The following is a 15,048-nucleotide window of genomic DNA, read 5'->3' as shown; positions in this document are numbered from 1 at the left end:
CGCCGAGGTACGCGCACTGCCGCTGGCCGTACGACGACTTCACCCCCCTGCCGGGGCGAGTCTCGAAGCATCACCAAGAGATCCCGCGCGGACGCGTGGTTCCACCGAGGAGATGACTCGAGATGCAGACCCTGGCGAACTGGGACGGCGGCCCCGGCCCGTGGATCCTGTTCTTCCCGCTGATCTGGGCGGCCGTCGTGATCGGCGTCGTCACCGTCCTGCGGCGCACCGCCTGGCGCGGACGCCGTGGCCCGTGGGCCACGACGTCCGGCTTCGGCCCCGGCGGGTCCCTGCCGGCCGGTGACTCGCCGATCGCCGTGCTCGGACGCCGTTTCGCCTCCGGAGAGATCGACGAGGACGAGTACTGGCGTCGGCTGTCCGTCCTGGACGAGCAGTTCGGACGTACGGGCAAGGGCGGTGCGGCATGACCACCGCGACCGGCCGCCCGGACGCGGCACGTGTCGTCGACGCCGTGAAGGTCTACGGCAGCGGCGACACCGCCGTGCGGGCCCTCGACGGGGTGAGCGTGGGCTTTCCGGCCGGCCGCTTCACCGCGATCATGGGGCCCTCGGGCTCGGGCAAGTCCACCCTCATGCACTGCGCGGCCGGACTGGACACGCTCACCTCGGGGGCCGCGTACATCGGCGACACCGAGCTCGGCACCCTCGACGACCGCCGTCTGACCCTGCTGCGCCGCGACCGGATCGGCTTCGTCTTCCAGGCGTTCAACCTGATTCCGACGCTCACGGTCGCCGAGAACATCGCCCTGCCCATGGAGCTCGCCGGGACCAAGGGCTCCCGCGCCTGGACCGACGCCCTCGTCGACGTCGTCGGTCTGCGCGACCGGCTCCACCACCGGCCGAGCGAACTGTCCGGCGGACAGCAGCAACGCGTCGCCGTGGCACGGGCGTTCGCCGGAGAACCCGACGTCGTCTTCGCCGACGAACCCACCGGCAACCTCGACTCCCGCTCCGGCCAGGAGGTCCTCGGCCTCCTCGGCCGGGCGGTGCGCCGGATGGACCGTACGGTCGTCATGGTCACCCACGACCCGGTCGCCGCCGCGCACGCCGACGAGGTGGTCTTCCTCGCCGACGGACGCCTCGTGGACCGGATGGAGAACCCGACGGCCGACAAGGTCCTCGACCGCATGAAGGCCTTCGACAGCAAGGGGGCACCGGTATGAACGCCGCCCTGCGCCTCAGCGCCTCGTCGCTGCGCTCCCACAAACGCCGGTTCGCGGGCACGTTCTTCGCCGTGCTCCTCGGCGTCGCCTTCCTGGCCGGCACCCTCGTCATGGGCGACACCTTGCGCGCCGGATTCGACACGATGTTCGGCAACGCGGCCAAGGGTACCGACGCCGTCGTCCGCAGCGCCGACACCATCACCACGCCGGGGGAGAGCCAGGGCGTCCGCGCGCCCGTCCGCACCGATCTGGTGAGGACGATCGAGCGGATCCCCGGTGTCGCGGCCGCCGCGCCGGACATCCAGGGCGCCGGTCAGCTCATCGGCTCCGACGGCAAGCCCATCGGCGGCCAGGGCCCGCCCACCCTCGCGGGCAACTGGATCGACGACCCGAAGCTCAACGCGTACCGGCTCGCCGAAGGCCGCGCCCCCGCGAGGTCCGGTGAGGTCGTCGTCAACCGGGGGACCGCCGAGAAGGGCCACCTGAAGATCGGCGACACGACGGTCCTGCGCACGCCCGACCCCGTCCGGGTGACGATCGTGGGCCTCGCGACGTTCGGCGGCGAGGACGGCATGGCCCAGGTGACCTTCACCGGCATGACGCGGGCCGACGCGGAGAAGTACCTGACCGCGAAGCCCGGCGAGGCCGCGAGCATCCGCGTGCGCGCGGGCCCCGGCACCGGTCAGGACGAGCTGGTCTCCGCTCTGACCCCGGTGCTTCCGAAGGGAGTCGAGGCCATCACCGGACAGGAGTCCGCGCAGGAGAACACCGACATGATCTCCAGCCAGTTCCTGAGCATCTTCACCACGCTCCTGCTCGTCTTCTCCGGCATCGCGCTCCTGGTGGCGACCTTCTCCATCCACAACACCTTCGCGATCGTCGTCGCCCAGCGCACCCGTGAGAACGCGCTGCTGCGCGCCCTGGGCGCCTCGCGCCGGCAGGTCACCGCGTCGACCCTGGCCGAGGCGAGCGTCGTCGCCGTGGCCGCCTCGGCGGCGGGGATCGCCGGCGGCATCGGGATCGCGGCCGGACTCCAGGCCCTCTTCCCGGCCATCGGATTCCCCTTCCCCGAAGGCAGCCTGGTGATCAGCGGCCTGTCCATGCTGCTGCCGCTGGGCGTCGGTGTCGTCGTCTGTCTCGGCTCCGCCCTGCTGCCCGCCGTCCGGGCGGGACGTACCGCCCCGCTCGCCGCCCTGCGGGAGACCGCGGTCGACGAGTCCGGTGCCTCGCGGGTACGGGCGACGGCGGGCGGGGGACTGGCCGCCCTGGCGGTGGGCGTCACCCTGACCGGTGTCCTGCTGACCCCGTCGCTGTGGCTCGCCGGACTCGGCGCGGTGCTGGCCCTCGCCGCCTTCGTCGTCCTCGGTCCGGTCGCGTCCTCGGCCGCCGTACGGGTCCTCGGCGCGCCCCTCGACAGGCTGCGCGGCGTCACCGGCGGACTCGCCCGGCGCAACGCGCTGCGCAGCCCCCGGCGGACCGCGGCCACCGCGGGCGCCCTGATGATCGGCGTCGCCGTCGTCTCACTGTTCACGGTCTTCGGCGCCTCGCTCAAGGCCACCATGGACCAGACCGTCTCGCGCTCCTTCGCCGGTGATGTCGCCGTCAGCACACCGTCGTTCGGAGCGGGCGGCAGCGGTCTCAGCCCGAAACTGGCCCCGGCCCTCGCGCGTCAGCCGGCGGTCGCGTACGCCGTGGGGCTGGGCAAGGGGGTCGCCGAGGTCAACGGCCAGGGCCGTGCGCTGACGGTCACCGATCCGGTCACCCTCGGCAAGGTCTTCGACCTCGGCCGCGTACAGGGCTCCCTGAACGGCCTCGGCGCCGACGGCATCGCGATCACCCGCGAGGAGGCCGGCAGACAGCACCTGGCGACCGGCGACACGGCGCACCTGGCCTTCACCGACGGGCAGCGGGCGGATTTCACCGTCCGTGCCGTCTACGGCCGGTCGGAGCTCGCGGGCGACTACGTCATCACCCGCGCCGCCTGGGCACCGCACCGCACCCAGGACGCCGACACGCTCGTCGCCGTCTCCTTCAGGGACGGCGTGAGCACGGCCGAGGGCAAGGACGCGGTGGAGAGCGTCGCCGAGCGGTACGGCGGTCCCGAGGTGCAGACCCGGGACGAGTACGCGCAGTCCTCGGCGGCCGGCATCGACATGATGCTGACCCTGGTCTACGCGCTGCTGGCCCTCGCGGTGTTCATCGCCCTGCTCGGCATCGCCAACACCCTCACGCTCGCGATCCACGAACGCACACGGGAACTGGGTCTGCTGCGGGCCGTCGGACAGACCCGGGCGCAACTGCGCGCCATGGTCCGCTGGGAGTCGGTCCTCGTCGCCGCCTTCGGCACGGCGGGCGGGCTCGCCCTCGGTGCCTTCCTCGGCTGGGTGCTGGTCGAGGCCTCCGACGGAGCGTCGGACAGCGCCTTCGCCTTCGCGCTCCCGCCGCTGCGTCTCGCGGTGGTGGCGCTGGTGGGGCTCGCGGCCGGGGCCCTCGCGGGCCTGCGTCCGGCACGGCGGGCGGCCCGCCTCGACGTGCTGCGGGCCATCGCCACGGAGTGAGCCACCCGATGCCGTACGACGCCCGTGAGCGAGCGGTGTACGGGAGGGGGGTCACCGCCCGGTCAGCCGGCAACGGCCGACCGGGCGGGAGCGTGTTCCGGCCTGAGCACGTCGACGGTGTGCCGGAGCGTGACCTCGCTCGCGGCCTCGTACGGCGGACGCAGCGATGCCGTCACCACGGGGGTGGACGCCGGAAGCGTGAACCATACGACCTTGCCCGACTCGCCGTCCGGGCGCACACCCCAGCTCTCGCTGACCGCCGCGACCATGGCGAGGCCGCGTCCGCAGGTGGAGCCGGGGTCGGCTTCGCGTATCACCGGAAGCCGGGGGTCGTGGTCGTGCACCGAGACCGTGAGCCGGTCGAGCAGCAGCTCGATCTCCACGGTGCAGAGTTTGTCCGGCTGGGCGTGCCGGTGGACGTTCGACAACAGCTCGGTCACGCCGAGCGCGGCCCGGTCTATCAAGGGGTCCAGATGCCAGTAGCGCAACTGCGCAGAGACGATTCTGCGGACCTGGCCGATCCGCGACGGCAGGGCTTGGAGCTCCACCGTGCAATGCCTGCTTGGCTGGCTGATCACGGCTGCGACTCCCCGAATTGAGGTCCGGAAGAAGGCGGAGATCGGATCCAGCAGAGTGGCTGAGTGGAACGGCCGCCTGCTGTGACGACCGGCGGGCTGGTTCGCAGCGTTATCGCCGGTGAACCCAGAGTGATGTGACATCAGAGTGACTCAGGGGCCACGGTCCCGCAACTCGCGCTGCTTCAGGACGTGGGGCGGGTGCGGTCGGCGCACCTCAGCGGCCGTGTCCCGCCGCCTTGCGGACCGCCTCGATGAAGCGGCGCGCCGACGGGGGCCCCGGCCGGCCGGGTGCCGGATCGTGCTCGCCGAGCGTGAGCGAGTACCGCGTGCCGTTGACATCCGCCAACGCCCGGTCCTCGTGAGCGAACCAGGGTTTCGAGGCGCGCACCGCCTGCACCGGCGCGCTGTCGATCTCGCTGCCGTAGCTGGTGAGCAGTTCCAGCCTGCCGTCGCTGATCCTGACCTGTCCGGCCCGGGTGAGCGAACGCAGCCTCTTGCCGATCCGCACGCCCGTGGCCGTGAACTCCGGCTCCGCCATGATGCTCCGCCCCCTTGTGGGCTCCGGCTGTGCCCTGTCGTGGCCCAGTGTGCGTTCACGTCGGGGGCGACCGCCCCGCGCGGTGCAGTCTGCCCGCAGGTCGCGCCGAGCACCAGTGCGTATGGCGAGGTGGTGGGGGTGACGGGAGCAAAGGCCGGGATGCGCCCCCCTCGGTCCGGGTTCCCTGATCCCCGGATGCGGATTCCCGGCGTCCCCCCAGGGACCTCTTTGGGCCGCTCAAAGGTGTGTTTATGCAGGTGAGGAGCGTGCCGAAGGTGCCTATGATCGAGGTGTCCGACCAGTCGAAGCGGTGTCGGCGCCACGCGTTAGGAGCCTTCCCGTGAGCACTCCCCAGCCGATCCGGACCGGTGAGACCCTCGATGTCGACCGCAGTGACGCGGAGTACCGGAGCTGGCTCAAAGAAGCCGTCCGCAAGGTCCAGGCCGACGCCAACCGCTCGGCCGACACCCATCTGCTGCGCTTCCCGCTCCCCGAGGAGTGGGGTGTCGACCTGTACCTGAAGGACGAGTCGACCCACCCCACGGGCAGCCTGAAGCACCGGCTGGCCCGCTCGCTCTTCCTGTACGGCCTGTGCAACGGATGGATCCGGCCCGGCCGCCCGGTGATCGAGGCGTCCAGCGGTTCGACGGCCGTGTCCGAGGCCTATTTCGCGGGCCTCGTCGGTGTGCCCTTCATCGCGGTCATGCCGCGCACGACGAGCGCCGAGAAGTGCCGGCTGATCGAATTCCACGGCGGGCAGTGCCACTTCGTGGACGACTCGCGCAAGATCTACGCGGAGTCCGTCGCTCTCGCGGCCGAGACCGGCGGCCACTACATGGATCAGTTCACCTATGCGGAAAGGGCCACGGACTGGCGCGGGAACAACAACATCGCCGAGTCCATTTTCCGCCAACTGGCCCTTGAGCGATTCCCGGAACCCGCGTGGATCGTCGCGACGGCCGGCACCGGCGGTACCTCGGCGACCCTCGCCCGCTACGTCCACTACATGCAGGCGGACACCCGCATCTGTGTCGCCGACCCGGACAACTCCTGTTTCTTCGAGGGCTGGATCACCGGCGATCCGGACGTCACCTGCGACCGCGGCTCGCGCATCGAGGGCATCGGCAGACCGCGCGTCGAGCCGAGCTTCGTGCCCGGGGCGATCGACCGCATGATGAAGGTGCCGGACGCGGCGAGTGTCGCCGCGGTCCGCGCCCTGGAGCAGGCCATCGGCCGCAAGGCGGGCGGCTCGACCGGCACCGGCCTGTGGAGCGCCCTGAAGATCGTCGCCGAGATGGTGGCCGAGGGGCGCAGGGGAAGCGTGGTCACGCTGCTGTGCGACCCCGGCGACCGCTATCTCGACAAGTACTACTCGGACGCGTGGCTGGCCGAACAGGGCCTGGACATCGCGCCGTACATGACGGCGATCAACTCCCTGCTGGAGACGGGCGTCTGGCCGGCCTGAGCCCGGAAGGGCCCCTCGTGTGCCCTCGTCGCGCTCCGGAGCGAGGAGCAGCCGTCCCGCTACCGGGCCTTCCAGTTCGCGTTGTCGGGGATCGTCTTCCCGGGCACCCGTACCTGGACGATGGATGGACCGGTCGAGTACTCCAGGGCATCCCTCATGGCATCCTCCAGCTCGCCGTACGTGCCGACCTCCCATCCCCGGCAGCCGAAGACCTCCGCCAGCCTGCTGTAGTTCCACCGGTGCAGCTCACAGGGCTTGTAGAACGGTTCGTCGGAGTGGAACACCGCCGCGTCGGCGAGCCACTGCTCCACGGCGTAGACGCCGTTGTCGATGACGAAGATGATCGGATCGAGCCCCAGCCGGGTCTGGGTCGACAGGCATTGGGCCGTCATCTGGAAGCCGCCGTCACCCGAGAAGACCATGACTCTTTGGTCGGGGGCCTTCGCCAGGCAGATGCCGGTCGCGGCCGGCGCGCTGTAGCCGATCGACGAGTACGAAGACTGGACGACGAACCCTCCCGGGCTGGGCACATCGAGCAGCAGGCTCCCGAAGTAGTTCATGCTCGCGTCGGCTCCGACGATGGTGTTCCTGTCGACGTACTGCTGGATGTAGTCGTAGAACCCCTGGTAGGTGATGACATCGGCCTTTTCCACGGCCGGCGCGCTGCGAGCCGGGATTTCCGGCAGCTTCCGTTCTTTGGGCGCGATCTTCTCCGCCAGGATCCCGTCGATCAGGTGCTCCAGCGCGACCTGCCCGCCGAAATACGTCCCGAACTTGACCGCGTCGAACGACGCGAACGCGGTCTTGTCGTAATCCGGCTCCCAGCCCAAGGAGTTGATGTCCGTCAGCCACACACCGAGCGCCAGGACGAAGTCGGACGTGCCGGCCAGATCCGTCACGACCTTCGACGACGCCTGGCCGTCGAGCACGCCGACGAACAGCGCGTCGTCCTCGGAAAGGACGGCCTTGCTGAGGAGTTCCGTGACGAACGGGACGTTCAGTTCCTGGATCAGCCGCATGGCCTTGTCCTGAAGGCCGAGACGGTCGATCTCCACGCCGAGCCAGATGAGAGGATTCTCGGCGCTTTCGAGCTGTGCGCGGATCCGAGCGACCGACTGTTCCAGGCTGGTCTCGTCCGACAGGACCCTGACCGGCTTCAGAACGCCCTTCGGCGGCTCGCACTCCAGGTCGACCATGTCCTGGAGCAGTTCGATGTAGATCGGGCGCCGCTCGCTGATGCACCGGGTCAGCGCGTAATCGATCAGCGTCGGCGCGAGGTCCGGATTGTCGAGCCGTATGGCCGCCACCGTCAGGTGCTCGAACGACTGGAGATCCGTTTCCCGTCCGCTGATGAAGTGGTGCGCGCTGAAGCCGGTCTGTTCGAAGGTGATGGTCTTCTTGACGCTCGGTGTGCCGTTGATCAGGACGAGCGGCACCTTCTCGACGTAGGCTCCGGCGACCGCGTTCACGGCGCACAGGGCGCCCGCGGAGTAGGTGACACAGAGCGCGCCGATTCCCCTCAGCCGCGCGTATCCGTCCGCCGCGTAACCGGCGTTCACCTCATTGACTTCCTCGATGATCTGCGTGCCGCTCGGCGCCACGTACCGGTTCAGCCATTCGATCGAGTAGTCTCCCGCGATGGCGAACAGGTGCTCCAGGCCCAGTTGGCGGAGCCGGTCCACCAGATACCGTCCTACAGTGCAACTCTCGGTCATGGTTGAAGCACCTCCGTGGTCAGTAGTCGCTCGCGCCGCCGAACAGCCGGGGCATGTAGATGTCGAAGATCCCGGGGCACTTGCGCTCCGGATACCGCTGCAGCATGAAGCTCTTGAAGGCGTCGCCTGTGAGCCCGTCGCCGATGGCCTGCCGAGCGGCGGAAAGGTACTCGATGTTGCGGGCGACTTCGTTCTTGTCGGCGGGCAGACCGTGGCCCGGCAGGAACAACTCGTAGTCCGACACCAGAATTTCCCGCAGGACCCGAGTCCAGTGGTCCATGTGTTTCGTCAGATACAGATGGGTGCCGCTGTAGATCAGATCCTGAGCGAAATACACGCCGAGTTCAGGAAGCCTGATGGTGAGGTGGTAGTCGATCTCGGTGTCGGTCACCCGGTCGAAGACATACCTGACCCCGTCGATCTTCTCTTCACCGGCACTGGCGACCTGTTCGGGAACGACGACGCGCTCCGGAGCGAGGTCGCCGAGTTTCCAGTGGTCACTTCTCGAGTCCTCACCGTGCTCGTGGATGAACGTCATGGTCTCGGACAACGCGTAGACCGTGATGTCGCCGAACGCCGTCCCGAGACCGAACCAGTGGTCCGGGTGCCGGTGCGAGAGGTACAGCCTCTCGATCGGCTTGCCCAGACTGTCCGCGTAGTCCCTGAACGCTGTCGCGTAGGGGGCGAGGAACTGCCCGTCCACGAGAACGAGCTGGTTCTTGGTCTCGATGACATGCGTGGCGTTCGCGATGTTGCCGCCCGCGAAGGACGCGACGAAGGTGTGAATACGGACGTCACCCGTCTGCTTCACGACCATGGTGATGGGATCCGACACCTGAGCCAGCACGGGAGTCCCCTTTCCGATTAGGTGGTCTTCTCTCGCAGCTCCTCCAACGCGGCCCGCGCGACGTCGTAGGCGCTGTCCCCGCCGGGCACCGGGTCGTCCTCGCCGGGTCGCCAGAAGCGCCGCCGTGCCATGCGCATGGAACGGTCGAACGGCGGGATCGCGTTGAACACCTCGATCAGGTACGGCCCGCGGTACACCGGCTCGATCTCGCGCGAGAGGACGTCCCACGGGATCCAGCTGTCCTTCACCGCCCCCCGGTCGGGTGCGGAGACGTGGACGTAGTAGAGCCGGTCCTGCCGTGTCGCTCTCGCGACGTTCTTCCTGAGGACCGACGGACCCTGGCTCTCCATCACGACCTGCGCCGTGTCGATCGTCACGCCACCCTGCGGGTGGTCGAGGCCCTCGAGGAAGTCCAGCACCTCCGAGACCATGTTGGGCGGCGGCGTCTCCCAGCTCTTGACGGGCTCGACGGCGAGCCTCACCCCGCGCGCCGCGGCGTACTCCAGCAGCTCTTCGAAGACGGAACGCGCCGCGTCGTAACGGGGCTTCATCCAGTCCTGGAGGGCGTCGCTCCAGATCGGCTCATCGGTGTCCGTGAGCGGGAAGACCCCGTAGGGGTAGATGAACGGCCCGGACATGATCGAGTCGCCGCCCAGGACGCGTGTGATGTCGACGCGTGACTTGAGGTAGGACAGGGCCTGCCCGCGCTGCTCCTCGTAGGGAGAGGTCGGATCGAAGGTGCGCGTGGTCCCGACGTTGGTGGTGAACTTCACCTCCCCGAGCCCCGCCCGCTCGAATGCCTTCCTGAGGCCCGCGTAACGGTCGACCTCCAGCTTGTGATCGACACTCGTGCGCTGAGCGGCGACATGCACGTCGAAGCCGTCGTAACCCATGTCGGTCAGGGCCTTGAGGTGATCGATCAGCACCCGGCTGTACCCCGCGTCCTCCGGCCGCAGATCAGCCGTGAACATGAAGAAGCTGAAGAAGACGTCTCGTCCGAGTTTGTCGTTCATGGTCACCAGCCCAGGATGTCGGCGAGGTAGGCACGGGCCTTCTTGGCGTACTCGAGCGGCACGGCCTTGTTCGGATCCTGCTCCGCCTCCACGACCAGCCACCCCTGGTAGTGGGCGGCTGCCAGCACTTCGAGGATGGGCCGGAAGTCGATCCCGCCGTCTCCGGGCACGGTGAAGACGCCGCGCTGGATGGCCTCCTGGAACGACAGGCCTTCCTCCCGCACCAGGCTCACGACCTCGGGCCGGACGCTTTTGAGGTGGACGTGGCCGATGCGGTCGGCGTAGGCCCGGGCCAGGTCCAGCGGATCGTCGCCGGCGAAGGCCATGTGGCCGGTGTCGAGCAGCAGATGGACCAGCTCCGGATCGGTCGAGGCCATCAGCCGGTCGACGTCGGCCCGCGTCATGACGCCGGTGCCCATGTGATGGTGATAGCTGAGCTTCAGCCCGGCCGAGGCGGCGATCCCGCCGAGCTCGTTCAGGCCCGAGGTCAAGGCGTCCCACTGGGAGTCGGTGAAGACGGGGCGGTTGGCGAACACGTCCACGGGAAGCAGGTGCGAGGAGGCGCCGAACTCGGCCACGACCAGCTCGGTCCCGTCCAGGGCCTTGATGTGGGCCAGTGTCTCCTCGAAGGCGGCGACCGTCTTCTCCCGCATCCTGCCGATCGTGAAGTACGTGCTCGTCCAGGGCTCGGACACACTCAGACCGCGGAGATCGAGGGCGGCCTTGAGCTCGTCGGCGTCCGAGGGGTACTTGTGTCCGATGCTGCACCCCTGGAAGCCGGCGAGCGCCATGTCGCTCACGGCCTGGCCGAAGGAGATGCCGGCGTCGATGGCGGGGAAGTCGTCGTTCCACCACAGGGTGCAGCAGACGCCGAGCTTCACCTTGTCCGGGCTGAGACGGTGAAGGGTGTCCGTCATCTCGTCGCCCCTTTCAGGTAGCGGTCCGCGATGCGGGGTGGCTGAGCCCAGGAGCCGTATCCGGGTGCCTTGGCGCCGGGGGGATTGGCCCCGATGGCCCGCCACAGCAGCCCTTCCTGGTAGGCCGCGGCGGTCACCGTGGACGTTTCCGCCGCCGGCTGGGCCCCGTAGCGATCGGTCCAATCGGCGGGCAGCGCGTACCACATCCCGGCGTACCAGAGCTTGATCACATTGCGGGCCACCGGGCCGAGCCGGTCGTCGCCGAAGATCCGGTGGCGCAGCGCCCGGTCGAACAGATCCCGGTCGAGCGGGCTCCGGGCATGGCTTCCGGTGTCGCCGGCCGCGTCGTCCCGGGCCGCCCTGTGGGCGTCCAGGAGGGCGGTGACGACCTCGTCGCCGCAGGCGGCCCGCACTTTCGCCAGGTACGTGTGGGCCATGCCGGTGCCGAGCAGATCGGTCTCCTCGAAGGCGGTGAGGTCGACCGACAGGAAGAGGAACCTCTCGAACGACGGGGCGGTCATCGCGTCACCGTCCGGGTTGTCCCGCCGGCACCGGACAGGGCCTGCGGGTCGGGTCCGACCGCGGCCGGAATCTCGAAGGTGGGACCGGCGTGCAGGCCCCCGCTGCCCGGCAGGGGGTTGCACACCAGCCGGTTGAACCCGTCGCGCAGACGGAACATCTCGCAGACGCCCTCCTGCAAGAGGGCCGGCCGTCCGTTGAACGCCTCCGTGAGCAGCGCGAGAAAGGCCCCGTAGTCGGCGTTGAAGTCCCGGGCGACCCGGGCGAGTTCCGATCCCGCCGGATAGTCGGCCAGCCGGACACTCACCTTCACCTTGTGCACGTCGTCCCAGGAGATGCTCAGGGGAGGCCCCGAAGGTGCGTCGGGATGGTCGCCCACCTGGTAATAGTGGCCGAGCTGGAGCTGCCGGAACCGGTAGTAGTGGGCCAGTTCCCCGTCCGCGTCGTAGATACCGGAATCGAGGCCTTCGCCCTGGCCGGCGATGAAGCGGAGCGCTTGCTGTGCCGATTTCAGGTCGGTGACGACGGTGATGGCCCCGCCGCCGGAGTAGAAGTACTCGGGGCCCACCTGACGGGCCGGATCCCCGTGGAAGAGCGCGGGATCGTTGGCCGCCACCTTTTCGAGCCCCTCGATGATCTCCTCGTAGAACTCGCCGATGCTGTAGAAGCGCATCTCCTGTGCGGTGGGGCTGGATACCAGGAACCGGGTCCTCGGGTCCGTCGACTTCACCAGCCGCGAGTCGGCGCTGGGGGCCCTGCCCGGGCGCTCGATCTTGCAGAACGTCTCCACCGCCTCGGGGGAGAAGGGCCGCAGGTCGACGGTGAAGTCGTCCTCCCCGTCCGGCAGATGGGCCGGATAGGACGGCACGAAGCCGGGGTGGGTCAGGTCGGGCTGCCCGCCGATGGCGTTCAGGACGTTGGCGGCGAGGGTGAGGTGCAGCATCTCCTCCACCGCGGTCACCCGGATGATGTGGGCCGCGTCGGAATTGGTGCCGGAGTGTATGGAGTAGTACGCGGTCAGATACGGCGGGATGGTCGCGTGCTCGAGCGCCAGCGCCGCGTTGAGGTAGACGACCAGGTCGTCACGGTTCTCGATGGTCGACGCGATCATGAGGTCGCCTCCTCCGAGGTCGGCACCGCGCGGCGCTCGTCGGAGGTGATGGTGATCGGCGCGGTCTCGGAGTCGAGCTGGGCCAGCATGGCCCGGACGCTGCGCAGACACAGGGCGGCGAGGGTGAGCGTCACGTTCGAGGTGCCCACGGTGGGCATGCTTCCCCCGCCGACCATGTAGAGGTTCTCGTGATCCCAGCACCGCTGATCCGCGTCGACCACCGAGGTCGACGGGTCGCGGCCCATCACGTGGGTGCCGGCGAGGTGGTTGCCGCCGCGGATCTCGTAGCCCTCGCCGTCGTGGACGGCGTAGCCCCAGAAGTCCGGGTCGTACGCGGTGTGGTCCTCGGCGCCCAGCCGGGCGAAGATCCGTCTCGACAGCTGCCGGGCGTACGCCACGCCCCGCATCGTGTATTCGGGGACGTTGTACGTGAGGACGGGCCGCATGTTGCCCAGCTTGTCCGTGTGGTCAGGGCTCACGGTGACCCGGTTGCCCGGGTCGGCGGGGACCTCGACCATGAACGCGAGCTGCAACTGGCGGGACACCCGGTCCACCAGGCCCTGGCGGAGGGATTCGCCGTAGCGGCCGCCGGAGTCCACCAGGCCGGTCAGGTCGGTCATCGGCGCACCACGGGCCCAGCCCCAGCCGTCGTTGTGGATGTCGACGGTGAACGCCGCCTGGCGGCTGCGGAAGCGGCCCCCGCGCATATCGGTGATGCCGCCCGTGCAGATCGTGCCGCGGAAGGTGCCGGCCACCTCCGGCAGCAGGGCCCACGCGAGCAGGTAGGCGTGGTCCATGAAGTTCCGCCCCATCAGGCCGCTCGAACCGCGCAGGCCGGAGGCCAGCATCAGCCGCGGGTTCTCCACCGCGTTGGCGGCCAGGACGAACAGCCTGCCGCGGGCTCTCATCGTCGTGAAGCCGGGGCTGTCGGGCCGGTCGTAGCGGCGGTACTCGATCTCGGTCACCCGGTGCGTGGCCTCGTCGACGTGCACCTTGTGGGCCACCGCCTGGGCCACCAGGTCGACCCGGCCGCTCTGGAGAGCCAGAGCCAGGGTCTTGCCGGCGTTGTACTTGGCCTGCACCGGGCACAGGGGCACGCAGTTGTTGTTGCCCTGGCACCGCTCGCCGACCTCGACCTGGTACGCGCTCACCGCGCCGCGCGGCACATACCCCTGCCCGCCGTCGTAGGCCGGGTTCGGTATCCCGTTCCGGCCCTGCGGGAACGGCCGGACCCGCAACTCCCGCCGTTCCCCGTCGAGTTCGACCGGCATCCCGTCCAGGTCCCTGGCGACCGTCCGGTCCAGGTAGGACAGGGGCAGCCCCTTCATGGGGAAGACGTAGTCCTCGTCGAAGGTGATGCCGAGGTAGGCCTGGTCCTCCACGTCGGCGGAGACGCCGATCTCGCGTTCGGCCTCGTTGTAGTACGGGGCGAGGTCGTCGTAGCCGAGCGGCCAGTCCGTCCCCTCGCCGTAGAGCGTCCGCATCCGGAAGTCCTCGGGCAGCATCCGCAGCGCCTTGCCCTCCCAGTGCATGGTGGTGCCGCCGAGGACCCGCGTATAGGTGGTGTCGGTGGCGAAGGGCCCGCTCTGGACGAGGTAGGCCGAGGCGTCGGGCTCGCCCGGGGTGATGCGCCGCGCGTCGGTGCCGCGGGGCATCGGGGCATTGGCGGAGGCCGGATAGGGTGCCTGGTTGTCCTTGCTGACGGCTGAGTAGAACCGGTCGAGGTAGCGCTCGTAGCCCCTGAGGGTGAGGTCTTCGGCCGGGCCCGCTTCGAGCAGCAGCACCTTCTTGCCGGCGTCGCTCAGCCGCAGGGCGACAAGAGCGCCGGAGATCCCGCCACCGACGACGACGGCGTCGTAGAGCACCTCGGCCGCCGCCCCGGGGTCGGTGCGGTTCGCCGCCCCCTTGGGAAACTTCGCGTACATGGGACAGTCACTCCTCCGCTGCCAGATGCGGCCGGGACCGGCGTGGCGACCTGGGTACGAGTCGGCCGGCCGCGGTCGCACGCCTCGGCCCGAACGTGCGTGGCGGACACATGGTGAACGTCGCCCGGCGACCGAGGACCGCTGTGGACGCCGAGTGGGTCCACGGGCTGCCGTCACGGGTAGGTGGGGGATTCTGCGCGAGCGAGCCGATGAACGGCGCAAGAGAGCGCAGATTGTTCATGGCAACTTCGATGGTCGAGCTGCGCGTTGGTTTCGCTGCTGCTGACGCGGCGCACAAGCCGCTGTCGCGTCAGCAACGATACGCGCGAACCATCAAGATCGCCGCATGTGCCGGGGGCGTTCGCCTCACGCCGCGCCCCGATCCCGAGCTAGCTGAAGGAGCCTCAGGAAACCTTTTCCACGCACAATTTCCTGCACCTCGCGTTGGGTCACCGTGGGCAGTCAGGGCGTTCCGCACGCCCAACACGCCCGCGCCGTCCACCTGGTGGACGTCCACCGCTCGCGTTCCCGGGCAAACGATCGACGGTGCCCGGTCGGCTCCAGCCGCCCAACTGCCCTTTCTCTAACGGAAAAAAACCTCTGCGCGCCGACCCGCGGCACGAGCCCGTCGCCGCCCGGCTCGCGTCTCGGTCGCACCCCATTCCGGAGACGGTCCCCG

General features: G+C 69.3%; 13 protein-coding genes. 4 read left to right on the top strand and 9 right to left on the bottom strand.

Annotated elements, in window-relative coordinates:
• The first annotated feature begins 122 nt into the window (after positions 1–122).
• Genes ACF07B_RS40000 through ACF07B_RS39990 form a run of 3 tightly spaced genes read left to right on the top strand, consistent with a single transcriptional unit; the run spans position 123 to position 3,741 of the window.
• Positions 123–428 carry an SHOCT domain-containing protein gene (locus ACF07B_RS40000; RefSeq protein WP_392182561.1) on the top strand — a complete coding sequence of 102 codons (306 nt, stop codon included), beginning with the start codon at positions 123–125 and terminating at the stop codon, positions 426–428.
• The gene (locus ACF07B_RS39995) at positions 425–1,183 is read left to right on the top strand and encodes an ABC transporter ATP-binding protein (protein WP_392182560.1); all 759 of its coding nucleotides are present in this window, start codon (positions 425–427) and stop codon (positions 1,181–1,183) included. The genes ACF07B_RS40000 and ACF07B_RS39995 overlap by 4 nt, the downstream gene beginning before the upstream one ends.
• A complete protein-coding gene (locus tag ACF07B_RS39990; RefSeq protein ID WP_392182559.1) occupies positions 1,180–3,741 on the top strand; it encodes an ABC transporter permease in 2,562 nt (853 codons plus the stop codon). Before ACF07B_RS39995 ends, ACF07B_RS39990 begins: the two co-directional genes overlap by 4 nt.
• Before the next feature lie 62 nt (positions 3,742–3,803).
• Here ACF07B_RS39990 and ACF07B_RS39985 read toward each other — a convergent pair whose 3' ends face one another.
• Positions 3,804–4,319, bottom strand: a complete 516-nt coding sequence (locus tag ACF07B_RS39985) for an ATP-binding protein (RefSeq protein ID WP_369481598.1) — start codon at positions 4,317–4,319, stop codon at positions 3,804–3,806.
• A 214-nt stretch (positions 4,320–4,533) separates the two neighbouring features.
• Positions 4,534–4,857 (bottom strand): hypothetical protein, encoded by a 324-nt coding sequence (locus tag ACF07B_RS39980; RefSeq protein ID WP_392182558.1) that lies wholly within the window; start codon positions 4,855–4,857, stop codon positions 4,534–4,536.
• Positions 4,858–5,197: 340 nt separating this feature from the next.
• Here ACF07B_RS39980 and ACF07B_RS39975 point away from each other — a divergent pair, with 340 nt between their 5' ends.
• Complete coding sequence (locus ACF07B_RS39975) at positions 5,198–6,322, top strand: PLP-dependent cysteine synthase family protein (RefSeq protein ID WP_362403096.1); 1,125 nt, start codon at positions 5,198–5,200, stop codon at positions 6,320–6,322.
• A 59-nt stretch (positions 6,323–6,381) separates the two neighbouring features.
• Here ACF07B_RS39975 and ACF07B_RS39970 read toward each other — a convergent pair whose 3' ends face one another.
• Genes ACF07B_RS39970 through ACF07B_RS39940 form a run of 7 tightly spaced genes read right to left on the bottom strand, consistent with a single transcriptional unit; the run spans position 6,382 to position 14,369 of the window.
• The gene (locus tag ACF07B_RS39970; protein WP_392182557.1) at positions 6,382–8,037 is read right to left on the bottom strand and encodes an alpha-keto acid decarboxylase family protein; all 1,656 of its coding nucleotides are present in this window, start codon (positions 8,035–8,037) and stop codon (positions 6,382–6,384) included.
• Positions 8,038–8,056: 19 nt separating this feature from the next.
• Positions 8,057–8,884, bottom strand: a complete 828-nt coding sequence (locus ACF07B_RS39965) for an MBL fold metallo-hydrolase (RefSeq protein ID WP_392182556.1) — start codon at positions 8,882–8,884, stop codon at positions 8,057–8,059.
• A 17-nt stretch (positions 8,885–8,901) separates the two neighbouring features.
• Positions 8,902–9,897 (bottom strand): sugar phosphate isomerase/epimerase family protein, encoded by a 996-nt coding sequence (locus ACF07B_RS39960; RefSeq protein WP_392182581.1) that lies wholly within the window; start codon positions 9,895–9,897, stop codon positions 8,902–8,904.
• Between the two features lie 2 nt (positions 9,898–9,899).
• Complete coding sequence (gene iolE / locus ACF07B_RS39955) at positions 9,900–10,814, bottom strand: myo-inosose-2 dehydratase (RefSeq protein ID WP_369481601.1); 915 nt, start codon at positions 10,812–10,814, stop codon at positions 9,900–9,902.
• Positions 10,811–11,335 carry a hypothetical protein gene (locus ACF07B_RS39950; RefSeq protein WP_392182555.1) on the bottom strand — a complete coding sequence of 175 codons (525 nt, stop codon included), beginning with the start codon at positions 11,333–11,335 and terminating at the stop codon, positions 10,811–10,813. Before ACF07B_RS39950 ends, iolE begins: the two co-directional genes overlap by 4 nt.
• Positions 11,332–12,444, bottom strand: a complete 1,113-nt coding sequence (locus tag ACF07B_RS39945; protein WP_392182554.1) for a ferritin-like protein — start codon at positions 12,442–12,444, stop codon at positions 11,332–11,334. The genes ACF07B_RS39950 and ACF07B_RS39945 overlap by 4 nt, the downstream gene beginning before the upstream one ends.
• Entirely contained in the window at positions 12,441–14,369 is a 1,929-nt protein-coding gene (locus tag ACF07B_RS39940; RefSeq protein ID WP_392182553.1) for a GMC family oxidoreductase, read from the bottom strand. The genes ACF07B_RS39945 and ACF07B_RS39940 overlap by 4 nt, the downstream gene beginning before the upstream one ends.
• Between the last annotated feature and the right edge of the window lie 679 nt (positions 14,370–15,048).

Origin of the sequence: Streptomyces sp. NPDC015532 (genome assembly GCF_043078065.1) — a bacterium.
GTDB lineage: Bacteria > Actinomycetota > Actinomycetes > Streptomycetales > Streptomycetaceae > Streptomyces.
The sequence above is the reverse complement of the archived record's forward strand: the minus strand, read 5'-3'. Positions and strand labels throughout refer to the sequence as shown.